The organism is Ruegeria sp. D4 (genome assembly GCF_056534475.1).
Genome location: NZ_JBQFPJ010000003.1, coordinates 252,751 through 276,711, shown reverse-complemented (window position 1 = coordinate 276,711; position 23,961 = coordinate 252,751). Strand labels below are relative to the sequence as shown.

Here is a 23,961-nt window from a genome sequence, read left to right as displayed (position 1 = left end):
CCGGTTCACGCTCTGACTTGCCAGTCGGGGACTATTCCTATCGACTGCAAGCTGACACATTTGGTCGCAACAGTCATTTTGGCGACAATGCGCCGCCAAGGTCGAAGTGGTTTGGAAACATTGAGCTCAAGAAGCGGAAGATGATCCTTATTGCCTCGGTTCGGTCAAAAGAATCCGGGTGCAGCAGGTAATCGGTCCACATCCCTTCCAGCATAGCAAGCGTGCCATGAGTTGCGTCACGTGCAACCTGATTGGGGTGTTCGATTTCAGCTTCCTTTGCAATCCGGGCGAACGCGTTGAAAACAAGGTTCCGTAGCTTCGCGTCGCGCGTGTCGGAGAAGGCGGCTATTGCCGCTCGGTTTCTGGCTTCACCGCGAAACGCGTACCAAATTGAAACGCTTTTTTTGTTGAGGATGGTTTCACCCAAATCACCCCGAACAATCATCTCGATATGCTCCTGGCCAGTTTGCCCGGTCGTTTCCAGCAAGGCATAAATGCCATTGTAGTATTGCTCGGACGAATAACGGGCGGCTTCGTTAACCAGGTTGTCCTTGCCGCCGAAATGAAGGTGAATCATGCCGCGGGACAGCTCGGCGCGCTGGATGATTTCGCTTACGGATGTCTCTGAAATACCCTTCTCTGCGACCGAGTCGAGCACCGCTTCGATCAGGGACAGGCGATTTCGTTCGCGTATTTCTTGTCGTCTTCCGGTCATTTGGTCAGGCGGTTCTGTTTGTTTTCAGCCTATTGCGGTGCCTTTTAGCGGCCATTGTGAATTTGGCCAGCCCTAGTTGTGAAATTATCTGTTGACACAGCTGGCCTGAAAATTCCAGATTTAAATGGACGATTGTCCATTTTGTGATGTATGTCGTCGCACCACCGCAAGCAAAACTCAGCAGGGAAGCATGTCTGGAGTCATAAGAAGCGAAACGGGCAAGGGCCTGGCACTGAGCGCGCCTGCGACGCTCTATGTCGGCCTGCTTGTCGCTGTGCCTCTTTGCATTCTGGTGGCCTACAGCTTTTGGGCCCAGACCTATGTCGAGATTGACCGCACCCTGACTTGGGCGAACTACCAAGAGGCGTTTACCGACCCCTTGGTGCGGCACCTGATGATCCGGTCGGTTGCAATAGCGGGGGCGGTGACGCTGGCGACGGTGTGTTTGGCCTATCCCATCGCCTATTTCATCGCGTTTCGGACGCAGAAGAAGACCCTGTGGCTATTGCTGATCACCATCCCCTTTTGGAGCAGTTACCTGCTGCGGGTGTTCAGCTGGAAACTGGTCCTTGGTTTTAACGGCGTGATGAACTCGGCCTTGATTTCGCTGGGGTTGATAGAGGAACCGCTGACATTCCTGCTCTACAACGAGTTTGCCGTTGTGCTCACGCTTGCGCATGCCTGGGCGCCGTTTGCGATCCTGCCGATTTATGTGTCGCTCCAAAAGATCGACCGCAGCCTGTTGGAGGCCGCGACCGACCTGGGTTGCAGCAAACTTGAAAGGTTTGTTCGCGTGACACTGCCCCTGACGGTGCCGGGGATCATCGCGGCTTGCCTGATCATTTTCATCCCGACTGTGGGCGACTATGTCACCCCGGCTCTGGTCGGTGGATCGCAGGGCAAAATGGTGGCGAACCTGATCCAGGTACAGTTTGGCGCCGCCAATAACTGGCCATTGGGCGCAACCCTGTCTCTGCTGGCCATGCTTTCGGTCGGCTGCGTCGCGATCCTGTTCGTGGTGGTCGTCACCGCCTTGGGGCGGAGGATTCGATGACCAAGGCATTTCGTATCCCGTGGTTGCTTGTCTATGCCATCGCCTACCTGGTATTTCTCTACCTGCCGGTTCTGCTTTTGCCGCTGTTTTCGTTCAATGACGGAACCATCGTGGCCTTCCCGCTAAAGGGCTTCACGTTGAAGTGGTACGCGCAGTTGGGTCAGCAGGACACGCTGTTGCAGGCGATGGTGAACTCGCTGATCGTGGGCAGCGTGACCGCCCTGCTGGCAACGTCGCTGGGCCTGTTCGCCGCGCGCGCTTATGTCCGGTATCGCTTCACGGGGCGGGAGTTGTCCGAGGGATTGGTCATGCTTCCTTTGGTCATCCCCGGCATCATCGTTGCCAGTTCGATGCTGGTTCTGTTCATCAGCATCGGGCTGAAACCATCGCTGACGACCGTAATTCTTGGCCATGTTTTCGTGGCTCTGCCCTTCGCAGTGTCGATCATGAAATCCGCCTTCGACGATTTCGACCAGTCTTTGGAGGAGGCCGCCTTCGACCTTGGCGAAAGCGTTGTAGGGACGTTTCGGCGCGTCACTCTGCCAATTGTTGCTCCGGGCATCATCGCCAGCTTGCTGGTTACGTTCACCGTGTCCTTTGACGAATTCGTGCTGGCCTTCTTCCTGTCCGGCAACAGCCCGACACTGCCGGTCTATATCTGGAGCCAGATCCGGTTCCCCGCAAAGCTGCCCAACACGCTGGCCCTGGGATCGCTGCTTTTGCTCTCGTCGGTCCTGCTGCTGCTGATTGCCGAATACTTCCGCCGCCGATCCACGCAATCTTCGGATTGAAGCCAAAGGAACAAACAAGATGAGCGAACAGAACATCATCGAGATTAAGGGCGTCGAAAAACGCTTTGGGTCCTTTGTGGCGGTGTCCGATCTGAACCTGACTTTGAAAGAGGGTGAGTTCTTTTCGCTGCTGGGGCCATCGGGTTGCGGAAAGACGACGGCTTTACGCATTATCGCGGGATTTCAGGATCACGAAGAAGGTGAAGTCCGGATCGATGGACGCACCATGGGCGAGGTGCCCGCAAACAAACGCCCGACAAATATGGTGTTCCAAAGCTATGCGATCTTTCCGCATCTGAATGTGGGCGACAATGTCGGGTTCGGTTTGCGCAAGACAAAGCTGTCGCGGAAGGAAATCAAGGAACGCGTTGCCGAAGCGCTTGAGATGGTGGAACTTGGCGGCTTGCAGGACCGCAAGGCCAATGAGTTGTCGGGCGGTCAGCGTCAACGTGTGGCGCTTGCACGGGCGCTGGTCATGCGGCCAAAGGTACTGTTGCTGGATGAACCACTGTCCGCGCTGGACAAAAACCTGCGCGAAGCGATGCAGTTGGAAATGCGCCGCCTGCAGCAGAAGCTTGGCATTACCTTCGTGATGGTGACGCATGATCAATACGAAGCCATGACCATGTCCGACCGCATCGGTGTGATGTTCGCCGGTCAGCTCAAGCAGGTCGACAGGCCCGAGGTGCTGTACTCGCAGCCATGCAACCGGGAAGTGGCCGCTTTCATCGGCGGTATGAACTTTCTGAACGCCGAGGTTACGGCCGAGAACGCTGAAACGCTTGAGGTCAATGTCCAGGGGTTCGGAAAATTGACGATTGGGGTGAACCCCAACGTTCAGGTGCATGACAAAGACCTGCTGGTCGGGATTCGGCCAGAACAACTGGAAATCGCAGCCGGGAAACCGGATGGATATGACGCCTGCGCCCTGGGCGAGGTGACGGACGTCGCCTTCTACGGTGAAAGCGTCCACTACTACGTCCGTGTTGATGGTCTGGCCGATAGCATCGCCGTTGCAGTGCCAAACTACTTTCACACAGTCGATCACAACCGGGGCGATACTGTCTGGCTTGGCGTTCAAAGCGCCTCAGTGATCGACTTGGGCAAACGTGAATCTTTGGGAGGAGAGAAATGAATAAAGCAGCATCAATCGCCGCAGCAGTGGTTGCCACCTTTACCGCCAGCCAAGCGCTGGCCAACGCGGCGGACCTGACCGTCTTCGACTGGTCCGGATACGAGGATCAGGGGTTCTACGGCGACTATGTCGAAAAGTACGGCGGCGCGCCCAGCTATACCTATTTCGGCAGCGTGGAAGAAGCGTTCACCAAGCTTCAGTCCGGGTTTGAAGCTGATCTGGCCCATCCCTGCACGGATGCGCTGAGGAAATGGGTCGCGGCGGATATGCTAAAGCCGATCGACACCAGTAAGATTGAAAACTGGGACAAGCTGATGCCCAAGATCAAGGAAGTCGATGGCATCACGATCGACGGGCAGACCTATATGGTGCCGTTCGAATGGGGCAACACCGGCCTGATCTATCGCACCGACATGATTTCGGCGGATGATGTGTCGCTGCAACTGCTCGCGGATCCTGCCTATCAGGGCAAGGTTGCCATTCCGGATGCCGCCTCCAGCGCATTTGCCATGGCCGCATTGGCGACCGGTGCCTCAAGCTATACCGATATGAGCGACGAGGAATTCCAGAAGGCGGCGGATTACCTGCGTGCGATTCATCCCAATGTGCGCTTCTACTGGTCCGATGCGGGACAATTGGACCAGGCGATTGCCAGTGGCGAGGTGACACTGGGTTGGGGCTGGAACCAGTCGGAACTGAACCTGATCTGGAACGAAACCCCGGCCGTCATGATGCGTGATGTGGACAAGGGCATCGCCACCTGGGTCTGCGGCTATGTGCATCTGAAATCCGCCAAGCAGTCGGATGAGCAGGTCTATGACATGCTGAACGCGCTCAGCTCTGCCGCCAGCGGCAAGTACATCATCGAAAGCTGGGGGTATGCCCATGCAAACGAGGACGCTTTCGCACAAGCAGACCCGGAGCTGATCGAAACCTACGGCTTCTCGGACGTGGACAGCTTCTTTGAGGGCAGCCTGTTCTTCGACGCGGTCAACCCCGAGCTGGAAGCCAAGATGCTGAAAGAGTTCGAGCGCATCAAAGCAGGCTTCTAAGCAGACCTTAAAAACACAACCGGGAATGGCGGGACAAAGGTCCCTCCATTCCCAAGGCAACATTTCCAATTTTCTGGAGGAAGCGCGGCAATGTCAGGCGCTGACGGATATTCTGTTCTTTTCGAACCGGTTCGGATCGGGCCAGTAACGGCCCGAAACCGGTTCTATCAGGTGCCCCACTGCAACGGCATGGGGCATCTCAGACCTCAGGCCGAGGCTGCCATGCGGGCGATGAAGGCCGAGGGTGGTTGGGCTGTCGTGTCCAATCAAGAGACGGAAATCCATCCGACGTCCGACCTGTCGCCTTTCGCCGAAAACCGGCTCTGGGATGAGCGGGATATTCCCGCCCTGCGCCTGACGACCGAGGCGGTGCACGAGAAGGGCTCGCTGGCGGCCATCGAACTGGCGCACAACGGCCACCATGCGCAAAACCACCTGAGCCGCGCGCCCTTGCTGGCCCCATCAGAGCTCGCCCTGCAAACCGCGTATCCCAAGCAGGCCCGCGCGATGGACAAGTCTGACATTCGCGAGTTTCGCAAGTGGCACCGTGCGGCGGCGCGACGCTCGCGTGAGGCGGGTTTCGATATTGTTTATATCTATGCCGGTCATCACATGACCCTGCCGCATCACTTTCTGTTGCCGCAGTTCAACGACCGGACCGATGAATATGGCGGTTCGTTGGAAAACCGGGTGCGCCTGACCCGGGAGCTTCTGGAAGAAACCAAAGAAGAGGTCGGCGATGATTGTGCCATCGCCCTTCGGTTCGCGGTCGACGAAATGCTGGGACCCGACGGGATGCAGGCGCAGGAAGAAGGCCGTGCCGTTGTTGAACTGCTGGCAGAGCTGCCGGATCTCTGGGACGTCAACGTCGCGAATTGGAGCAATGATTCTGCGACAACCCGTTTTGAACCCCGCGACGGTTTTCAAACCTCGTATATCGAGTTCGTCAAACAGGTCACGTCCAAGCCGGTTGTTGGTGTCGGGCGCTTTACGTCTCCGGACCTGATGGTGTCGCTGGTCAGGAAAGGTATCCTTGATTTCATCGGCGCGGCACGACCGTCCATTGCCGATCCTTTTCTGCCCAACAAAATCAAGGAAGGTCGCATCGAAGAAATCCGCGAGTGCATTGGATGCAATATCTGCGTTTCAGCGGATTCCTTGGGAGTGCCTATCCGGTGTACTCAGAACCCGACTATGGGCGAAGAGTGGCGGCGTGGTTGGCATCCTGAAATCATAGAGCGCCGGGGAAAAGAGGAAGCCGCGCTTGTTGTTGGCAGCGGGCCAGCTGGGCTGGAATGCGCTATGCAACTGGCGCGGCGTGGCTACGACGTAACTCTGGCCGAAGCAAAGCGAGAGCTTGGCGGCCGCGTATTGCAGGAGTCCGGCCTGACCGGCCTGTCTGCCTGGAAACGCGTGGCAGATCACAGGATCTACGACCTGCAACAACGCGGGAACGTTCAACTGTTCACCGACAGCCGCTTGTCGGCGAATGAGGTTGTTGAGCTAGGCATTCCCAACGTCTTTCTGGCAACCGGTTCAACTTGGCGGCGGGATGGTCGCGGGAAATCCGCATTTCGCGGCATAGCAATAGAGGCTGGCACCCGGGTTTTCACTCCGGACGACATCATGTCAGGGCAGGTGCCGCAGGGCGGTCCTGTTCTGATCTATGACGATGATCAGGCCTATCTTGGTGGCGTGCTGGCGGATCATCTGGCTCAGGCCGGGCGTGAGGTTGTCTTTGTGACCCCGGCCTCGATGGTTTCGCCATTTACCGAATTGACGTTGGAACAGATCAAAGTTCAGCGCAGTCTGTTGGAAAAGGGCGTTCGATTGGTTCTGTCCAAGACCTTGGCCAGCATCGCGCCCGGTCAGGCAAAAGTACAATGCGCCTATACCGGCCGAGAACAATCCATCGAATGCAGTTCTGTGGTTTTGATCACGCAGCGAACGCGAGAAACCGGCCTCTATGATGAACTTCGTGGTTTGACCGACAGCCCGATGACAAAGCTGGAACTGATCGGCGACGCGGCAAACCCCGGTTTGATCGCGGACGCTGTATTCTCGGGTCACATGGCTGCCAGGAATTTCGAACGCGACGCGGGCGACATCGACCGCGAGTATTTCCGCCGGGAAATAGTTTCCCTTGAAGCTGAATGAGGTGCGCCATGCCAAAAGATGACTTGCAAGTAATGCGCGAACTGATGGAGGCGCAGCGGGAAGGGTTCGCCTTGCCGCGCCATTTCTATACCTCTCAGGCGGTTTATGACAACGACATCAGTACGTTCTGGAACCGCAACTGGATCTGGGTCGGGCATGTCAGCCAGATCGCTGAACCGGGTGACTATTTCCTGTTCGATTACGGCCCCGAGTCCGTGATCATCGTTCGGGATCGCGAGGGCGAGGTGCGCGCGCATCTGAATGTCTGCCGTCACCGGGGATCGCGGGTTTGCATTGAACAGAAAGGCAAGGCGCGCAGTTTCATTTGCCCCTATCACGCGTGGACCTTCGACCTGAACGGCAAGCTGCGAAACGGGCGATCAATGGGCCCGGACTTTGATCCCGGCCAGTACGGGTTGTTCCCGGTTCAGGTGAAGATTTTCCAGGGCCTGATTTTTGTCTGTGTCGCTGAAGACGCCCCGCCTTTGGATGCAGCGCTGGAAAGGCTGGCCCCGCTTTCAAAGCCATTCGACCTAGAGAACCTGAAGGTCGCGCATGAAGCCTCATATCCGGTTCCGGCAAATTGGAAGCTGGCCTTGGAGAACTATCTGGAATGCTATCACTGCGCACCATCCCACCAGGATTATTCCCGCAGCCATTCCCTGAAAGACCCGGCGCAAGTTCTGGAATTCAGCGGGGCACTTCACGAGCGGATGGAAGAAGCCGGAATTCCCGCTGAACAACTGGACCTCACCGGGGAAAATGCAGTTGCGCCCGGCGCAGATGTCTATTGGCGGCGCTACCCGCTGTTCCCCGGCTACATGACGGGCAGCAAGGATGGCGCACCTCTGGCGCCACCCTTGGGTGATCTGAAAACTCACGATGGCGGCGCCACCGATCTGGGGGTTGGGATGCTCAACTACTTCCTCGTCTACGCAGATCACGTAGTTGGTTATCGGTTCGTCCCACGCGCTCTTCAGGAAACGGACATTCAGATCGTCTGGTACGTGCGCGGCGACGCTGAAGAAGGTCGCGACTATGACAAGGATGCACTGACATGGCTTTGGCATGTCACGTCGCTCGATGACGAACGGATCATCCGCCACAATCAGGAAGGTGTGAATTCACACCATTTCATCCCGGGGCCGCTGTCCGAGATGGAATGGAGCATTCCCGGCTTCTATCGCAACTACTTCAGCATGATCTGAGACGCGCAAAATTCGGAGAAGAACGATGACAGAAATTACGCAGCGCAGATCACGACGGCGCGGGGGCGGGCGTGAAGCACGCGCGGCCGTGCGGACCAGCAATACCGCCTCGCAGGCGATCTGGCCCGGCATCCCCGGTGGCCGGTACAAGCCGCTGTCAGACGCCGATATGGCACGCATCCACGAAGCCGCGCTCGGCATTCTGGAACGCACAGGCGTCGGCGATCCCACGCAGGAAGTCCTTGATCTTGTGATGCCCAAGGGGGCGACAGTGAACGAGCACGGCAGGCTGTGCTTTCCGCGCGCCCTGATGGAGGACCTGTTGGCCAAGGCGGCCAGTGAATTCTATGTCCACGCACGCGGATCGCGAGCCGGCAAGGACGACATGCATTGCACTAAGGACAAGGTGTATTACGCAAACTCCGGCACCGCTGTGACAACGTTCGACGCCGAAACGCGCAGTTACAGGCCATCAACCCTCAAGGATATTTATGATTTCACCCGTCTGGTGGATCGGCTCGACAATATTCACATGACCGGCGACACGGTTCTGGCAACGGATGTTCCGCAGGATTATGAGCATGACATGAGCATGCTCTATGCCATCCTGGCGGGTAGCGAAAAACCGTCCTGCCTGACCTTCCGCACGCGCGAGCATATTCAGGACGCGATCCATCTGTTCGATCTGGCTTCGGGCGGGGAGGGCAAGTTCCTTGAAAAGCCCTCGGTTATCTTTGGTGGCTGCCCAATCGTTTCTCCCCTTCGCTTTGGGCGTGAAAATCTGGAAATCCTGATCGATACCGCGAAAATGGGTCTCGTCTGCGATCTTGCAGTTCCGCCGCAAGCTGGGGCGACATCACCCGCGCCGCTGGCGGGGACCTTGGCGCAGGCGGTGGCCGAGACCCTGTCATGCGTCGCCATTGCCAACCTGATCAACCCGGGCACACCGGTCGTCTTCGCGGCCTGGCCCTTCATCACCGACCTGCGCACCGGGTCGTTCACGGGCGGCAGCGGTGAACAGGCGTTGATTTCGGCCGCAGCCATTCAGATGGGCAATTTCTACAACCTGCCGACCAGCGTCGGATGTGGCATGACGGATTCAAAGATCCCCGACGCGCAATACGGTCTGGAAAAGGCGCTGACCTTCGCCTTGGCGGCCCATGCCGGGGCCAACCGACTCTGCGAATTTGGCGGGATGGTCGGCAGTCTGATGGGGTGCAGCTTCGAGTCCATGGTCATTGACAATGAGGCCGCCGGAATGATCTCGCGAACGCTCCGTGGTATCGAGGTGAGTGACGAGACGCTTTCTGTGGACGTCATCCATGAATGCGCGATTGATCCTGGCCACTTCCTCGGCAACGCACAGACCTTGCAATACATGGAGACCGAATATGTCTATCCGACCCTGTTAGACCGGGAATTGACCGATACCTGGGAAAAAGCCGGGCGTCAGGACATGTTTGAACGCAGCCGCTCGGTGGTGGATGACATTCTGTCCAATCACTACCCGAATTACTTTGGCAGCAAGGCCGATGCAGAAGTGCGTTCGAGGTTCCCGATCAAACTGCCGCCCGAGGCGATGCGGGCGGGGTGAACTCTGCGGTTAACAGCAAAGGCATCGCAACGTGCAGGATTGCGATGCCGCGCTGTTGTAGTGCCTAAGTCCAAAACGCGCCCTTGTGCGTCAGGTCTTTGATTGCCAGACGGCCTCCAATTTCAAGAAGGCCGACCGTCTGGTTCAACTCGCCTGCTGACTTGCCAAATCCAACCACCCTTTTTCGGGTTCTGAAACCGCTAGGCAAGGCAATCAGGAACCCGCCGGCCCCTCCTGTTGCGTTTCGTGGTTCAAGCGGCGCAGGTCGTTTATCATTGCTTTGGCCAGCGAGATGCACATGAGCAGCAACACTACGCTGAACGGTAGCGCGCCAATGATCATCGAATTGGTCAAAGCCTCTAACCCGCCGCCACCGGCAATCAGCAAGGTTCCAATGACAAGCGTCAGCAGCGCCCCCCAGATAACGCGATGAAGCAAACCGGTGTCTTCAGACCCACCGGACATGATCGTGTTCATCACGAGAATGCCGGAGTCGGCGGACGTGACGAGGAAGGTCATGGTCAACACCACACACATGACGCTTATGATGATGAGGAAGTCGCCCGAAATCATTTCGCCCAAGGTGACAAACAGTGTCGCTGTTGTTGATGCGGCAAGGATTGCCCCGTTGGCGTCCCCATTCAGTTCCATATCGATAGCGGCCCCACCCAGAATGGCCATCCAGGCGAAGCACACAAGGGATGGAGCAATAACCGCGCCAAGTATGAATTCGCGCACTGTGCGCCCCTTCGAGATACGCGCCAGAAAAAGACCCACGAAAGGCGAGAACGCAATCCACCACGCCCAATAGAAGGTCGTCCATCCGGCCTGCCATTCAAACAAGCGCCCCTGTGTGCCCGCGTCATAAGCCGCAGTCTTGGTTGCGTCGGAAAGATTGGCGGTATCGTTTCTCAACCCTTCCAGGAAGGCAGCTTTTGTACCCCAGGCATCTGTTGCGCCCGCAAACAGCTCTTCGACAAAGGGAGCCGCCTCGGCCGGCAGTACGGACGCGTACTCGATCTCCGATATTGGGCGATAAGCCTGAAAACTCAGCGAGATGAAGTTCTTGACGTAGTCGACCAGCGCCGTTGCATAAGTCGTTGCGGCAAACGCAAACGAGCCAAAAACAATGAACACTGCCAGCAATACCAGGGACAACAGCAGGTTGATGTTCGACAGGTATTTGACGCCGCGCCCCACACCAGAAACGGCCGAGAGTGTCGACATCATCATGACCAGAACCAGCGCCGTGATCAGTCCGGCGGTCGACGGCTTCATTGCGGTCGGCGCACTTTCCACAAGCCAATTCGCGCCGGTAATCAGAAACGCGCCATCGACCAGTTGAGAAACGCCATAACCGATCGTCACAGCCACGCCGAGTATCGTCGCCACGACGCCGAGTATATCGATCACATGGCCTGCAATTCCGTTGGAGTATTCTCCGAGCAACGGTGTCAGCGCCGTCCGAATTGTCAGCGGCATGCCCCGGGTATTGGCGTAGTAAGCGAGGCTCAGGCCGGTGACCACGTAAATTGCCCAAGCGTGAAAGCCGGTGTGCAAAAACGTATGGCGGTAAGCGCCTTCAATTGCCTCCTCACTTTTTGGAGCAACTTGCCCGGAAACGGTCAGTGGATTTGTCTCCCACAAACCCAGTGGTTCAGCGGTTGCGTAGACCATAAGACCCACGCCGAGACCCGCGCCAAACATCATCGAAAACCATGAAAAGTTTGAAAATTCCGGCGTCTCAACTTCTGCCCCAAGCCGCATTCGCCCGGTCGCCGGAACAAGCGCAACAAGAAAAAGGAAGAATACAAACAGACCGACCGAAATGTTGTAAAAGGCGTTGAATTCGGCCAGCAACCCTGACTTCCAAGAACGCAACGTGTCGTTTGCAGATAGCGGCCAAACCAACGCCCACAGGACCAGCAGCGAAACCGAGAATTTGCTGAACAGCGCAATCGGCAGGTTATATCCTTTGTAAAACCCGGTCCGCTGCGTTTCTATTTTGAGGTCTGTGAAGGGGTCCTCAAGCGCCATATTCTAACGGTCTCACATAGGTTGACTGTTTCACTTATGGCGCCGCAGCGCTAATCCCTTTGCAAGAACGCGCGACGCTTTCGACAACCAAAGAATAGACCCGAACAACAACTGGTTTCCACCTTCACGTTTTCTGGTTGGTCAGATGTCTCACAGAAAGTCTCGGTAATTCTGTTGGTTGGGTATTGTGCCAAACATCCTGGTGTTGATCGTGGCAGGTTCCGGGTGGCGCAGTTTTTTGTGTTGGTTCATCAGTTGCACGCAGCGTGCCGTTGTCAGCTTGGCGTGTGTGAACACACGCGGCCAAACTCCAATCTGAAATGACCATTGGGGATCAAATCAAACGCCATGGGAAGGCGGAACGTGTACGCCTCATAATCAAATCGATCGGGTGCGTAACAAACCCGCTCGGTTCAGGCCGCCATGTGCCATAATATCTCGGACCACAGTCACTCAGATGCGATCAACACATTGGATACCAAGCTCGCCACTACGATTATCGCCGATATCTCGGACAGCACTCCGTTCTATGAGTCGATGGAGGATGATCAGGCGCGGAAGCTGATTCAATTCGAGATCGACAGGCTGCGCGATGTGACAAGAAAATTTGGCGGAATTGACGTGGGGCAGAAAGGGGATGACGTCCTTTGCTACTTCTTCGATCACGACGCTGCCGTTCACGCGGCGCTTGAGATGGTCAGCAAGCCCCCGGGAACGGTGCTGTCCGTTCATGCAGGGGTCCACAAGGGCCCCATCGTCATTGCCGAGAATGATATATTCGGCGAAACCGTAAACCTGACGGCGCGGCTGGCGGCGGCGGCCAACCCGGGCGAGGCCTGTCTGAGCGAAACCGTTGTGACCGGATTGCGATCGAACATCCGAAAGCAGTTGATCCCGATTGGAGCGCTGCGCCTGAAAGGCGTCAGCGATCCGGTCAGGGCTTATTCCCTGGTTGCAGCTACAGACGGTCTGAGTACGGTCGTGCATTCGCCAACCCGATCCGGCGATGTTCCGCTGGGACAACAGGGCGAGAGTTTCACGCTTGTGCTGTATCACGACGACCAGTCCTGGAGGTGCAGGGAGGGCGAAGAGCTTAGCATCGGAAGGTCCAACCAGTGCGACGTGATATTGCCTCAGCCCTGGGTTTCGCGGCTGCATGCCGTATTCAGCGTCAAAAGCGGCAAGCTTACGCTGACCGACCGAAGTTCGTCCGGAACCTTTGTTCAGATCGAAAACGCAAGGGAAATCCAGCTGAAGCGAGAGACCGTCATGCTGGCTGACAGCGGGCTGATATCGCCGGCGCTACCTGTCCTGCACACCGATGCGCGCCCGTTGGAGTTTGAAATCGTCCGCCGCTGAATATGATCTGTGTACCGTATTCCCGCTTGTGTCGCGAAAGTCTCAGAAGGAAACCTGCATTTATGTTAGGATCGGCGCGAAAGGTTGTTCTCAGCAAACTTCAGGAGGGAAAGATGTATTTGAATTCTTCTGGAAACCAAGTGCGCCGGGGCTGTCTTATCTTTGGGGCGATCACCTTGTTCGGCAGCATGACCGCCTATGCGCAGTCCACGATGCCCAACGCCTGCCCGGTGGACGGGTGCGAGGTTCAGATTGTTTCGGTCGAAAAAAACGGTGAAGAACTGGTGGTTACCTACGAGGCGAATTTCACGCCTGATGTGTCAAAGAACCACTTTCACGCCTGGTGGGGTGACAGCTATTCGGTCGAACAGGTTGGCCGCAATGCCCAGAGCGATTTCAAAGTTGAACAGGGCCGCTGGCACCGGCATGACGAATACCCGAGCTATGTCACCAAAGAGGCGGCTTCCACGGCAGCGCGCGACGGAGGCACGATGATGTGCGTGACTGCCGCCGATCGGGACCACAATATCCTGGATGCGACCAAGTTCCATTGCGTTGACGTGAAAGAGCATCTCTAAGACGCAGACCGCAACATGAGTTTTCCTGCGTTCATTGGCCGATATGCCGTCGAAAGGGAAATAGCCAGCGGAGGTTTTGCGGCAGTTGTCCTGGCGCGGGACGAGGAGCTGGAGGTTCCTGTAACCCTCAAGATCCTCCATTCGAATCTGGCCGCCAATGAAAGCGTCATAGCGCATTTTCTTGAGGAGGCGCGCTTGCTGCGGCGCATCCGGTCACCGCGTGTCGTGTCGGTTCATGACGTAGGGCGGCTGGAAGACGGTCGTCCTTATTTTGTTATGGATTATGCGGACCGTGGGACTCTGGCCGAGCGGCTTAAGCAATTGGACCCCGCCGTGCTGGCAAGGCGCGAGGGTCTGGGCACTCTGATCGATGCACTGGCGGATGGCTTATCGGCGGTTCACGAGGCGAATGTCGTTCATCGTGATGTCAAACCCGCGAATGTTTTGCTGCAAAGGGTCAAACGCAGCAGGGACAACGGCAACTCAGCCTCGTTTGAAGCACTGGTAGAGCCGGACGAACGCGTCTTTTTAGCCGATCTCGGCATCGCCAAGGATCTTGCGATCGATGTGACCGGCGCGACCATGATGGCCGGCACCCCGTTGTATCAGGCCCCGGAACAGGCTGAACATGGGCATCCTGTCACGCCGATGACGGATATCTATTCCGCCAGCGCGTTGATGTGGCATGTCTTGACCGGCAGGCCGCCGCCGCCGTTCCATCGTGTTTCTGAACACATTTCCGGGCTGCCGGACATGTGGCGCGACTGCATTGAACACGGCATGGCGATGGACCCCGAAGCCCGGTTTCAGGAAATGTTATCCTGGCGCAGTGCAATGAACGATGCGCTGGATCGCGACCGGCGCGAGGCCGCATCCGAAGCTGTGACCCAGATTTCGGAAAGCCGGGTGGAATGCCCCTATAAAGGGCTTGCTGCCTTTCAGCCCGAAGATTCAGGTTACTTCTTCGGGCGAGAGGATCTGGTCGAGGACCTCGTCAGTCGGCTTCAAAAAAGTCGCATTCTGGTGTTGGGCGGTTCGTCGGGCAGTGGCAAATCCTCGGTCCTGCGGGCTGGTCTGCTGCCGGCGGTTGCTGCAAATGCGATGCCGGGCAGTGAAAACTGGCGGGTTTGCATCTTTACGCCAGGTCGGGATCCGATGACTGATCTGTATTTTCAGCTGATCGGGGACAATTCGCATCTGACGGCCCAGATTTCCCTGAACGATTTTGTCGCCTATCCCAGCGCCGCGCGCCGTCTGGCAACCGCCAACAAGGGCGAGCTACTGATTTGTATCGACCAGTTTGAAGAACTGTTCACGCTGGTCACGCAAGAGCGCAGAGGCAAGTTCATCGAAGCCCTGTCGGCGATGACCGATCCAGCCGACAGCCGCGTGCGCATCGTGCTGACAATCCGGGCGGACTTCTATGCGTCCTGCGCTGAAATCCCCTGGCTTGCTGATCGCATTTCCGACAACCAGTTGCTGGTCGGCCCCATGACGCGCCCCGAGTTGCGCAGGGCGATCAGCGAACCTGCGCGCGCGGCCGGGTTGCATATGGACAGATCTCTGATCGACGCCATTGTTGATGAGGCCGGGCGAGAGGCCGGTTCGCTGCCACTGGTGGCGCATTCCCTCTATGAAACGTGGAGCAGGCGCAAAGGCGCGGTTATGTCACTGGACGGCTATCGGCAGTCTGGCGGGGTCACGGGCGCGATCAGCCAGACGGCCGAGACGCTTTATTCGAACAGTTTTGACAAGAAACAGCAGGCGGCAACGCAACGGCTGTTTCTGCGTTTGGTCACTCCGGGCGAAGGCACACCCGATACGCGCCGGTTGCTGCCGATAGACGATGTCGAGCGTGACATTGATCCGGACACGACGCGGCGGGTTGTCGAGGCTTTGACGGATGCACGGCTTTTGACGGTGGATGAAAAGTCCGTGCAGATCGCGCATGAAGCGCTGCTTCGAACCTGGCCACGATTGGAGTCGTGGATCGAGGACAGCCGCGACGATCTGCGCATGCGCCAAAGGATTCAGCACGACGCGGCAGAGTGGCAGGCGGAAGACCGAGAACCGGATCTGCTGTATCGCGGAACCCGGTTGCTGGCTTCGCTGGAATGGTCCGAAAGCCATGAAAACGTGCTGGGCGGTCAGGAACGCGATTTTCTGGACGCGGCGCGGGAGGCGCGCGAACGGGCTCTGGCCGTCTCCAACCAGCGCAGGATGCGGCGGCGGCGTATCAACCAGATTGCGGTGGGCGCTCTTGCCTTGCTCGCCGCAGGCGCGACGGCAGCTTCTTTTCTGGCGCTTCGCGCCTCGCAGCTTGCAGAAAGCAATCGTGAGATGGCCGTTGCAGCCACCGCCGAAGCCAACGAGCGGTTTGCCCGCGCGTTGGGTGCGGCCGCGAACGGCTTGTCGCAAACCGATCCGCTGCTTGCCCTTTCCCTAAGCGCCGAGGCCATCGCCCGCGCCAAATCCGCCGGTTCCACGTCCGAGGCGTGGACCGCAATGCTGATGGCGCGGCAGCAACTTGAAAGACCCGGCCTGATCCCGTTGGGCAGCCCGCTGACAGTTGGCGATGCTCAGACCATGGCCTTTGACCCTTCGGGCCTGAGAGTTGCCGTGGGGCTGCGCGACGGGCGTATCGTTCTCCACAGTTCCAGCGCAGACGAGGGTGTTCTGGCGGAACTTGTGGGGCATTCGGGTGGAATCAGAGACCTCGCCTTTTCACCCGACGGAACGTTGCTTGTTTCTGCGGCGACCGATGGGGATGTCCGCCTGTGGAATGTCACCCCATCCCGGACCGGCCCGGTCACGACACTGTTTTCCGGCGATGACGTGGCATTTGGCGTGGCTTTCGATGCAAGCGGCCAACGGGTCGCCTCGGCCACCGGCGACGGCACTGTCCGGCTGTGGGATGTCTTGACGGGGATGCAGATCGGCGCACCGCTGGCAAAAATGCCGCTGGGGTTCAAAAGGGTGGCGTTTTCGCCTGTGTCCGACGGGTTGGTCGCGGGTAATGTGGATGGTGCCATTTTCGGCTGGGTGGACCAGGAAGGTGCCCCGGCGTTTCTGCCCATCCCGGGCGGCCCGCTTGGACCTGATCCGGATCATCTGTCCTTTGACAGCACCGGAAGTTCCTTCGCCGTATCACACACCAACGGCAAGGTTTCGACAATCGGGTTTCCGCAAGGCGCGCCGATCATCGAACGGTTCCCAGATGCGGGACCCATAGTTGCAGCCACTTTCTCGGGTCCTGAAAACGTTTTGATTGGCGCCAGTGCCGATGGAACCCTGCGCATGGAAAGTGCGGCCCTGTCGCCATTGGGTGACGTGGTGCAGGCGCACAGTCAGAGTATCTTGGATATCGGAGTGGCGCGCGAAATGCCGGTGTTGGCGACACTAGGCCGGGATCAGCAGGTTCGTCTGTGGCGGGTCAACCCGGAACCGGGCGATGGCGATATGCTGGCCTTGCCGGACGGGACGAAAGCGCTGGGGGTAGCGTACAGCCCGAATGGCACGTCGATTGCCGTGGGCGACGACAACGGCAAAGTCTGGATCTGGCATGTCGGGTCGGCGATGAAACCCATGTTGCTAAGGGAGCACGGCAATCAGGTCTGGGCCGCGGCGTTTTCAGCTGATGGCCAAATGCTTGTGACAGGTGACAGAGACGGCGACATTCGTGTCTGGGACACTGCGACCATGCAGTCAAAGCAGCGTTTTAATCTGGGCAAGACGCCGGTCTGGTCGGTAGCGGCTGCGGGACCTTCTGCGTTCTTCGCGGCAACTGGGTCCGGACTGTTTCGCTTGGATGTGTCTGAGAGCATCGCCGTCAACCCGGTTGAACCGGGCGAAATCGCCCTGAACCGCGTCGCGGTTTCGCCCGACGAAACCCGCGTTGCTGCCGCGTCACCGGACGGAAAACTCTACATCTGGATAACGGCCAGTAATCAGTTGGAACGGGTTATCGAAGCGGACGATAATACCGTGTGGAGCGTTGCTTTCAGTGCCGACAGCGCGCGGATCGCATCCGCCTCGAGCGACGAGGTGGTCAAGATCTGGGACGTGCAAACCGGCGCTGAACTGGCATCATTTGGTGGCCATAAGGGCGGCGCGACCGATCTTGCCTTTCTGGCGGATGGCGCAACATTGGTCGCCATCGACAGATCCGGTGAGCTTCATTGGTGGGATACGGTTGCCAATTGGCGGCTCATGCCTGTCCAAAGGGTACATAAGGGACCAAGCTGGCGTATCGCTCTGGCGCCCGGCGGCCAGACCTTTGCGACATCGGGTGAAGAGGGAACCGTCCGTATCTGGGACAGGCTGAGCCTGGAGATTGCCTGTGCGCTGGGCGGCCCGACTTTCGACAAGAGGCGCAGGGGACAGTATCTGGGCAGCGCGGAACCATCGACAAGTTGCGATCGACCGGAGCGTTAGCGCGCGTCTGGCGGCTCACTTTCTTCAAAACGCCCGATGTAGTAGTCTGCGCCAATGGGAAGAAGGAGGCCGCTGCAATGGACTACTACGACCTTGGAAACTACTCCCGGCCGGTTTCGACCACGTCAAACGAGGCGCAACTTTGGTTCGACCGGGGCCTGGCCTGGACGTATGCCTACAATCACGAAGAAGCAATCGCGTGTTTTCGTAAAGCCGTGGGCGCTGATCCCGGTTGCGCCATGGCACATTGGGGCATCGCCTATTGTATCGGCCCCAACTACAACAAACCCTGGGAGGCTTTCGAGGAAGAGGAAAAGCCTGACTGCATCGATGTGGCCGGTGCCTCGGTCAAGACCGCCTTGGCGTTGCTGGATGACGTTACTCCGGCCGAACGTGCCCTGATCGAAGCGTTGTCGGTGCGCTATCCCGAGACGGCAGAGATTGCGGACTTTGCGCCTTGGAATGACGCCTTTGCCAATGCCATGCGCGAGGTCCATGCAAAACACCCAAACGATCCGGATATCTGCGCGATTTTTGCCGAGGCGATCATGAACCGCACACCCTGGCAGCTTTGGGATTTGCCGACAGGACAACCGGCCGAGGGTGCAGACACCGAAGAGGCCATCGCCGTTCTCGACAAGGCATTCGAAACGCTTCCGGGTGCCTGGGCACATGCCGGGCTGTTGCACATGTATATTCACCTTATGGAGATGTCCCCGCACCCCGAGCGGGCATTGCGCCATGGCGATGCGCTGAGCACTTTGGTGCCTGATGCGGGCCATCTGCTGCATATGCCGACCCACGTGGACGTGCTTTGCGGGGATTACATGAATGTGGTGCTGCGCAACGAAGCGGCAATTGTGGCGGACCGGAAGTTTCTGAAACGCGAAGGAGCGGACAATTTCTATTCGGTCTACCGGTGTCACAACTACCATTTTAAAATCTACGGCGCGATGTTTCTGGGTCAGCCCTCTGCCGCGCTGGAAGCGGCCGATGAACTGATCGCGACCCTGCCGTCAGAAACGCTGCGCCCGATGGCAGACTGGTTCGAGGGTTTCATCCCGATGAAACAGCACGTGTTGATCCGGTTCGGGCGATGGCAGGATATTCTGGATCAGTCTTTGCCCGACGATGAAGAGCTGTACAGCGTCACGCGCGCTATGATGCGGTACGCGCGAACGGTGGCGCTGGCCAATACTCAGCGTCTGGACGAAGCAGAGACCGAACGCGATCTGTTCTATCAGGCGCTGCATCGGGTGCCGGACAGCCGGATGCTGTTCAACAACACCTGCCGCGATATCCTGAAGGTGGCCGAACAGATGATGCTGGGCGAGTTGGCCTATCATCAGGGTCAGTTTGAAACGGCCTTTGAACACCTGCGCAAATCGGTCGGGATCGACGATAACCTGCCATACGACGAGCCGTGGGGCTGGATGCAGCCGACCCGCCATGCGCTGGGCGCGCTGTTACTTGAACAGGGGCAGGTCGAAGAAGCCGAGGCGGTTTATCGTGCCGATTTGGGGCTTGATGCAACGCTCAGCCGGGCCTGTCAGCATCCGGGCAATGTCTGGAGCCTGCATGGTTTGCATGAATGTTTGACGCGGCGTGGTGAAACGGTGGAGGCAGCGCATATCAAGCTGCAACTCGACAAGGCGGTTGCGCGTGCGGACGTTCCGATCCGCGCGTCCTGCTACTGTCGTCAGAAAAACCTGGCCGCAGCGTAAATGCCCCAGTGTCGAAGGCGCGGGGCAAACCGGCCCCACACCGTTGACGGCCTTAGCCTTGTTCAATGACTTTGCGGGCCACCCGGAAACACTCCAGCGCCTGCGGTACGCCGCAATAGATGCCGATCACGTGAATGATTGCCCGGATTTCTTCGGTGGTGACTCCGTTGTTGATGGCGCCCCGGCAGTGGATTTCCCATTCATGCATCTTGCCGAGCGCGCCGATCATTGACAGGTTCATCATCGAACGCGTCTTTGCGTCGATGACGTCATCGCCCCAACCAAACCCCCAGCACCACGCGGTCATGGCTTCCTGAAAAGGGCGGGTGAAATCGTCGGCGGCTGCCAGATTTTTCTCGACATATTCAGCGCCCAGCGTTGCTTTTCGCTGTTCCAATCCTATCAGAAAAAGGTCTTCGTCAAAGATGTTCGCCATTCGGAACCTCCGGTTGGTTTGGGTGAATTCAGGGCTTCAAGCGATGCCTGTACAGGTGATCATAATGCGGCTTCATCCGGCGATGAACCTGCCGGACCCTTTCGGGTGCATCTTCGATCGAGATGTGCTTGCGTGGCTGTGGCGCAAGGCCGGTGGAGTTGGCCAGATTGGCGTGAAACGATCCGCCATCCCACCAGCTGTGGGCAGACGGATCGCCGCCAGCTTCCCAGGTCAGAGCGTCTTCAATGAATGGTATGCCTATGGAATCGCAAAACTTTTGCGTCATGCTATGCGGATCTTCCAGCAAGTCGTCGCTGTCGATCACGGGCGGCGGGGTGCCGTTCAGCGCTGTCAGCAGATCAAAAAGGGCGCGTTGTTCGGGGAAGCCGACTTCGCCTTCGGCAAAGTCTGGCCATTGCCGGTACATGGAAGTGATCGTTTTGGCAGGATCGCGGATCAGGAAAGCGTGAGTGAAATGAGACAGCAGCTCAGCATCCCACATGTGGTTGATATAATGCGGAAAATCCTTGAGGAACACCGGCCCCTTGCGCGCGCGCGTCTGGATGACTTCCCAGACACTTTCAAGGGTCAGGCCCGGCGTGGTCTTTTCGCCCGGCCGAAAGCGATGCCAAAGCGGTTCTTCGCCCTGATACCACGCTTCACCGAAGGGTTCGTGCAGGCAATCAAGATCGCCGCGCTGGCGCATCATCCACTCGAAGGCCGTCGAGGTTGACCGGGGTACAGCCCAGAGCGCGAAGATTTGGTGCATTTGAACGACCTTTCGACTGCCATTCTTGTCTTTGTACAAGGCAAAGTCCCGGCTACAGACGCCGCAGAAGCTGCCCGTGAGGTGTTTGGGGTGCGATGCCAAGCGATTTGAAGATGCGCCAGTACAGCGCGATGTCGTGGCCGATCACGGGCTTGCCGATTGCGGCCTCGAGATCATCGGCCAGATGCAAGGGACGTTGCGGAAGACCGCCCGGACCGGTTCGGAAATTGCACATGCCGTTGATCAGGATCGCGTCGGCCTTCGGGGCTTTGTCGGCAACATATTCGAAACTGCGGCGGGCCAGATCGCCGTCGAACACCCAGCGATGGCTGTTGACCTCTTCCTGGCTGGAAAACCAACCCTGATCGTGAAAATTGCCGGCCCAGACCACGTCAAACCCGGCCTCGCGCAGGAAGCCGACAGTGCCCTGCCACCATTCGGGCCAGTGATAGGCCGCGTTAAGGGCGACCTTCTCGATGTTCATGTCCCGAAGCGCTTCGACCATGGCATAGCCTGCCATGTGAAACTCCGTGCCGTGTTTGTCGGACAAATCAGCACAGTGCTGCCGCACCCCGTCGGCGCCCAGCCCGCAGGCATGGACCCAGTTCGACCCGACCTGACCGCAGACATCCACGCCATTGCGTGACATGCAATGCACGAAATCTTCGAGCATGCCGAAGTTCTTTTTCCGCTGATCCAGCCCGTGGACGTAATCCGGGACATGCAGCATCCAGCCATGAACGCCGACGGTTTCGGGGCACATGCGCAGGAAGTCCGATGGCGCGGCATCGAAATCGAACGGCGGAGAGGTGAAGCCGACCTGATAAGGAAAAAGCTTGTGTTCAGGCCGCCATTCTCCGGGCATCAGCATAATCGGCCTTTCCTTTCGAAGACTGAGAAAATTTGACGCCTTCCCTGGGACAGAGGCACCGGCGTCATTCGACGGCCTCGCGCATCCATTGTTGCAATTTGGCGATCGAATGTTCCGACATCACGCCGCAACCCGGGTCCAGCACCAGCGGGCCGGGACGATAGCCGCGCGACTTGAGCCCGCGGTGCACGGATTCGACAAGGCGGATGTCTTCCTCGACCGTAGTTTCCCGGTCCTGTACGGCCAGTTGTCGGATCACTGCGCTTTCCGAACCGCCCTCGGTATACCAGCCCCGCCAGACGGTGCAGTGATCGGCATCGTTGGCGCGCCAGTGATAGGTGTTCAGCACGTTGCCCGGGTAGCACTGGAACGAGAACATCGGCCACAGAAACCATGACTGGTAATCGCCCGCATGCGGTACTGACAGGTCAATAGGGTAGGTCATCTTTTCCAGGCTCTGACATTCGGTCGTGTGACGCAGCACATAGCCGTCGCTTGCGTCGGGCTGGATGTCATAGGTCTCGGGCTTGACCACGCCTTCCGCAAAGGTCGGGTGATTGGTCGGGCAGTGATAGCATTCCGAGTAGTTTTCGATGCTGACCTTCCAGTTGCAGTTTTCCGGAATTTCCACCCATTCCAGTGGTTCCAGATTGTCGATGTTCGGAACAAAGGCGCGGATTTCTTCGCGCACACCGGGATACCATTCATCCATAGGCGCGGCGTCATCATCGAGGTTGACGAAGATGAAACCGTTAAACACCTCGGTCCGGACAGAGGTCAGGCAGATGGCGCTGCGGTCAAAGCCGGGGACGGATTTGATGTTGGGGCCCGCGCGCAACTGGCCGGACAGCTCATAGGTCCAGGCGTGATAGGGGCAGACAACGACGCGGGTGTTGCCCGCTCCGGTGACCATCTCGTGCGCACGATGCTGGCAGACGTTGTAAAAGGTGCGGATTTCGCCATCGCGGCCGCGGATGCAGAACAGGTTTTGCCCGGCGATCTCGAAGGCGAAGTAATCCCCGGTCTCGCGGACCTGCGCGATGTGGCCCGCGAACTGCCACGTTCGGGCCAGCAGACCCTGCAACTCCTGCCCGAATATGGCGGGATCGGTATAGTATCGGGCGTCAAGGGAATGGGTCAGGGGGGCGTTCATTCGGGCTCCTCCGCGTAGAGGCCAAGTTGGTGTCTGCGTTGGTGAAACCGTTCCACCCGTTCAACGATCTCATCGCTGGACACCGCGATCACGAAGGACAGCAGCGTTTCCAGAAGCGCGATGGTTGAAACGGAGGACGGGAAGAACTGTGGTGTGTCGGCGGCGACGACAAAACCGTGATGTGCGTTCAGGATCACCGGGCTGGCCGGGCTGTCCGAGATGCCAACGACGGTCAGGCCTTGCTGGCGGGCCAGCTTGATCGCTTCGATCACCTCGGTCCGGTAGGGGCGGCAGGTGATCGCGATCAAAACGTCCTGTTCATCGGCCCAGGCCAGATCATCCACCGGGGTCGAGCCGGGTCGCGGGATGGCGTGGAACTGTTTCATCCCTGTCGAGGCCAGATAGGTGAAATTGCGCGCGTTCGAGTTGTTGACGCCGACGCCCAGCGTGAAGATCTGGCGGCTGTTCCAGATGTCTTCTGCGGCAGCTTTCAGCTTTGTGGCGTCGATACCGGCAAAGGTTTCTTCGATGTTGCGAATCGCGGCGCCGACCATATCGGCGTAAAGCCCGCCCAGTTCGCCCGACTTGCCAATGTCCTGCAACCAGCGGGCACGGTCGGGAAACGACACGCTGCCCTTGCGAATCGCTTCGCGGAAGGGCGCGCGGAAATCCTCGTACCCATCGAAGCCGACCTGACGCGCCATGCGGACAAAGGTGTTGGGCTTCACTTTTGCCGCTTCGGCAATCTCGCGCACGGTCGAGACCCCAACGTCGCTTGGGTTTTCCAGCACATAACGCGCGGCTTTCTGCGCCTCGGGGGTGAGGGCGTCCCACTCCTGACTCAGGCGGTTCAGAACGATTGATGATACATTTGTGTCATTCATGATTGACGAT

18 protein-coding genes are annotated in these 23,961 nt (G+C 58.1%); 11 read left to right on the top strand and 7 right to left on the bottom strand.

The genetic code is table 11. The annotated features are described in order from the left end of the window. Nucleotides 1-73: 73 nt before the first annotated feature. The gene (locus ACR0MI_RS07210) at nt 74-715 is read right to left on the bottom strand and encodes a TetR family transcriptional regulator C-terminal domain-containing protein (protein ID WP_170613667.1); all 642 of its coding nucleotides are present in this window, start codon (nt 713-715) and stop codon (nt 74-76) included. A 190-nt stretch (nt 716-905) separates the two neighbouring features. On the opposite strand from ACR0MI_RS07210, the gene ACR0MI_RS07205 reads away from it, so the two are divergent. The 7 genes from ACR0MI_RS07205 to ACR0MI_RS07175 all read left to right on the top strand — a co-directional run bounded on the left by ACR0MI_RS07205 (nt 906) and on the right by ACR0MI_RS07175 (nt 9,706). Next, on the top strand, nt 906-1,769 hold the full coding sequence (locus ACR0MI_RS07205; protein ID WP_170613665.1) for an ABC transporter permease: 864 nt from the start codon (nt 906-908) through the stop codon (nt 1,767-1,769). Continuing rightward, nucleotides 1,766-2,560, top strand: coding sequence for an ABC transporter permease (locus tag ACR0MI_RS07200; protein ID WP_170613663.1), 795 nt, complete (start codon nt 1,766-1,768; stop codon nt 2,558-2,560). Before ACR0MI_RS07205 ends, ACR0MI_RS07200 begins: the two co-directional genes overlap by 4 nt. A 19-nt stretch (nt 2,561-2,579) precedes the next feature. Next, on the top strand, nt 2,580-3,695 hold the full coding sequence (locus ACR0MI_RS07195) for an ABC transporter ATP-binding protein (RefSeq protein ID WP_170806013.1): 1,116 nt from the start codon (nt 2,580-2,582) through the stop codon (nt 3,693-3,695). Further along, the gene (locus ACR0MI_RS07190; protein ID WP_170816760.1) at nt 3,692-4,747 is read left to right on the top strand and encodes an extracellular solute-binding protein; all 1,056 of its coding nucleotides are present in this window, start codon (nt 3,692-3,694) and stop codon (nt 4,745-4,747) included. Before ACR0MI_RS07195 ends, ACR0MI_RS07190 begins: the two co-directional genes overlap by 4 nt. Nucleotides 4,748-4,837: 90 nt before the next feature. Continuing rightward, nucleotides 4,838-6,904 (top strand): oxidoreductase, encoded by a 2,067-nt coding sequence (locus tag ACR0MI_RS07185; RefSeq protein ID WP_170816761.1) that lies wholly within the window; start codon nt 4,838-4,840, stop codon nt 6,902-6,904. Between the two features lie 32 nt (nt 6,905-6,936). Further along, nucleotides 6,937-8,112, top strand: coding sequence for an aromatic ring-hydroxylating oxygenase subunit alpha (locus ACR0MI_RS07180; RefSeq protein WP_480440645.1), 1,176 nt, complete (start codon nt 6,937-6,939; stop codon nt 8,110-8,112). 25 nt (nt 8,113-8,137) lie between these two features. Further along, nucleotides 8,138-9,706, top strand: coding sequence for a trimethylamine methyltransferase family protein (locus ACR0MI_RS07175; protein ID WP_170613654.1), 1,569 nt, complete (start codon nt 8,138-8,140; stop codon nt 9,704-9,706). Nucleotides 9,707-9,919: 213 nt separating this feature from the next. On the opposite strand, the gene ACR0MI_RS07170 is transcribed toward ACR0MI_RS07175, so the two are convergent. Then, nucleotides 9,920-11,743 (bottom strand): BCCT family transporter, encoded by a 1,824-nt coding sequence (locus ACR0MI_RS07170; RefSeq protein ID WP_170816763.1) that lies wholly within the window; start codon nt 11,741-11,743, stop codon nt 9,920-9,922. A 423-nt stretch (nt 11,744-12,166) separates the two neighbouring features. Here ACR0MI_RS07170 and ACR0MI_RS07165 point away from each other — a divergent pair, with 423 nt between their 5' ends. The 4 genes from ACR0MI_RS07165 (at nt 12,167) to ACR0MI_RS07150 (ending at nt 19,838) form a co-directional block, all read left to right on the top strand. Then, on the top strand, nt 12,167-13,102 hold the full coding sequence (locus ACR0MI_RS07165; RefSeq protein WP_170816764.1) for an adenylate/guanylate cyclase domain-containing protein: 936 nt from the start codon (nt 12,167-12,169) through the stop codon (nt 13,100-13,102). Nucleotides 13,103-13,215: 113 nt separating this feature from the next. After that, nucleotides 13,216-13,680 carry a hypothetical protein gene (locus tag ACR0MI_RS07160; protein WP_170619178.1) on the top strand — a complete coding sequence of 155 codons (465 nt, stop codon included), beginning with the start codon at nt 13,216-13,218 and terminating at the stop codon, nt 13,678-13,680. A 15-nt stretch (nt 13,681-13,695) separates the two neighbouring features. Then, nucleotides 13,696-18,114: a serine/threonine-protein kinase gene (locus tag ACR0MI_RS07155; protein ID WP_480440648.1), complete on the top strand. Its 4,419-nt coding sequence runs from the start codon at nt 13,696-13,698 to the stop codon at nt 18,112-18,114. A 77-nt stretch (nt 18,115-18,191) separates the two neighbouring features. Next, entirely contained in the window at nt 18,192-19,838 is a 1,647-nt protein-coding gene (locus tag ACR0MI_RS07150) for a tetratricopeptide repeat protein (protein WP_170613640.1), read from the top strand. A gap of 52 nt (nt 19,839-19,890) precedes the next feature. Here the strand turns inward: ACR0MI_RS07150 and ACR0MI_RS07145 are convergent, their stop codons facing one another. The 5 genes from ACR0MI_RS07145 to ACR0MI_RS07125 all read right to left on the bottom strand — a co-directional run bounded on the left by ACR0MI_RS07145 (nt 19,891) and on the right by ACR0MI_RS07125 (nt 23,951). Next, nucleotides 19,891-20,274 carry a carboxymuconolactone decarboxylase family protein gene (locus ACR0MI_RS07145; protein ID WP_170613638.1) on the bottom strand — a complete coding sequence of 128 codons (384 nt, stop codon included), beginning with the start codon at nt 20,272-20,274 and terminating at the stop codon, nt 19,891-19,893. A 28-nt stretch (nt 20,275-20,302) separates the two neighbouring features. Next, nucleotides 20,303-21,043, bottom strand: a complete 741-nt coding sequence (locus ACR0MI_RS07140; RefSeq protein WP_170619176.1) for a sulfotransferase-like domain-containing protein — start codon at nt 21,041-21,043, stop codon at nt 20,303-20,305. Between the two features lie 52 nt (nt 21,044-21,095). Further along, nucleotides 21,096-21,914, bottom strand: coding sequence for an aspartate racemase/maleate isomerase family protein (locus ACR0MI_RS07135; RefSeq protein WP_170613634.1), 819 nt, complete (start codon nt 21,912-21,914; stop codon nt 21,096-21,098). Nucleotides 21,915-21,978: 64 nt separating this feature from the next. Then, a complete protein-coding gene (locus tag ACR0MI_RS07130) occupies nt 21,979-23,067 on the bottom strand; it encodes an aromatic ring-hydroxylating oxygenase subunit alpha (RefSeq protein ID WP_170613632.1) in 1,089 nt (362 codons plus the stop codon). Further along, nucleotides 23,064-23,951, bottom strand: a complete 888-nt coding sequence (locus ACR0MI_RS07125; protein ID WP_170613630.1) for a MurR/RpiR family transcriptional regulator — start codon at nt 23,949-23,951, stop codon at nt 23,064-23,066. Before ACR0MI_RS07125 ends, ACR0MI_RS07130 begins: the two co-directional genes overlap by 4 nt. Nucleotides 23,952-23,961 lie beyond the last annotated feature (10 nt).

Bases quoted from the DNA above. Each gene is read 5' to 3' on its own strand.
- ACR0MI_RS07190 (WP_170816760.1), top strand. From the start codon at position 3,692: ATGAATAAAGCAGCATCAATCGCCGCAGCAGTGGTTGCCACCTTTACC.
- ACR0MI_RS07195 (WP_170806013.1), top strand. From the start codon at position 2,580: ATGAGCGAACAGAACATCATCGAGATTAAGGGCGTCGAAAAACGCTTT.
- ACR0MI_RS07185 (WP_170816761.1), top strand. From the start codon at position 4,838: ATGTCAGGCGCTGACGGATATTCTGTTCTTTTCGAACCGGTTCGGATC.
- ACR0MI_RS07205 (WP_170613665.1), top strand. From the start codon at position 906: ATGTCTGGAGTCATAAGAAGCGAAACGGGCAAGGGCCTGGCACTGAGC.
- ACR0MI_RS07140 (WP_170619176.1), bottom strand. From the start codon at position 21,043: ATGCACCAAATCTTCGCGCTCTGGGCTGTACCCCGGTCAACCTCGACG.
- ACR0MI_RS07145 (WP_170613638.1), bottom strand. From the start codon at position 20,274: ATGGCGAACATCTTTGACGAAGACCTTTTTCTGATAGGATTGGAACAG.
- ACR0MI_RS07150 (WP_170613640.1), top strand. From the start codon at position 18,192: ATGGACTACTACGACCTTGGAAACTACTCCCGGCCGGTTTCGACCACG.
- ACR0MI_RS07125 (WP_170613630.1), bottom strand. From the start codon at position 23,951: ATGAATGACACAAATGTATCATCAATCGTTCTGAACCGCCTGAGTCAG.
- ACR0MI_RS07130 (WP_170613632.1), bottom strand. From the start codon at position 23,067: ATGAACGCCCCCCTGACCCATTCCCTTGACGCCCGATACTATACCGAT.
- ACR0MI_RS07180 (WP_480440645.1), top strand. From the start codon at position 6,937: ATGCGCGAACTGATGGAGGCGCAGCGGGAAGGGTTCGCCTTGCCGCGC.
- ACR0MI_RS07210 (WP_170613667.1), bottom strand. From the start codon at position 715: ATGACCGGAAGACGACAAGAAATACGCGAACGAAATCGCCTGTCCCTG.
- ACR0MI_RS07170 (WP_170816763.1), bottom strand. From the start codon at position 11,743: ATGGCGCTTGAGGACCCCTTCACAGACCTCAAAATAGAAACGCAGCGG.
- ACR0MI_RS07175 (WP_170613654.1), top strand. From the start codon at position 8,138: ATGACAGAAATTACGCAGCGCAGATCACGACGGCGCGGGGGCGGGCGT.
- ACR0MI_RS07165 (WP_170816764.1), top strand. From the start codon at position 12,167: ATGTGCCATAATATCTCGGACCACAGTCACTCAGATGCGATCAACACA.
- ACR0MI_RS07200 (WP_170613663.1), top strand. From the start codon at position 1,766: ATGACCAAGGCATTTCGTATCCCGTGGTTGCTTGTCTATGCCATCGCC.
- ACR0MI_RS07160 (WP_170619178.1), top strand. From the start codon at position 13,216: ATGTATTTGAATTCTTCTGGAAACCAAGTGCGCCGGGGCTGTCTTATC.
- ACR0MI_RS07135 (WP_170613634.1), bottom strand. From the start codon at position 21,914: ATGCTGATGCCCGGAGAATGGCGGCCTGAACACAAGCTTTTTCCTTAT.
- ACR0MI_RS07155 (WP_480440648.1), top strand. From the start codon at position 13,696: ATGAGTTTTCCTGCGTTCATTGGCCGATATGCCGTCGAAAGGGAAATA.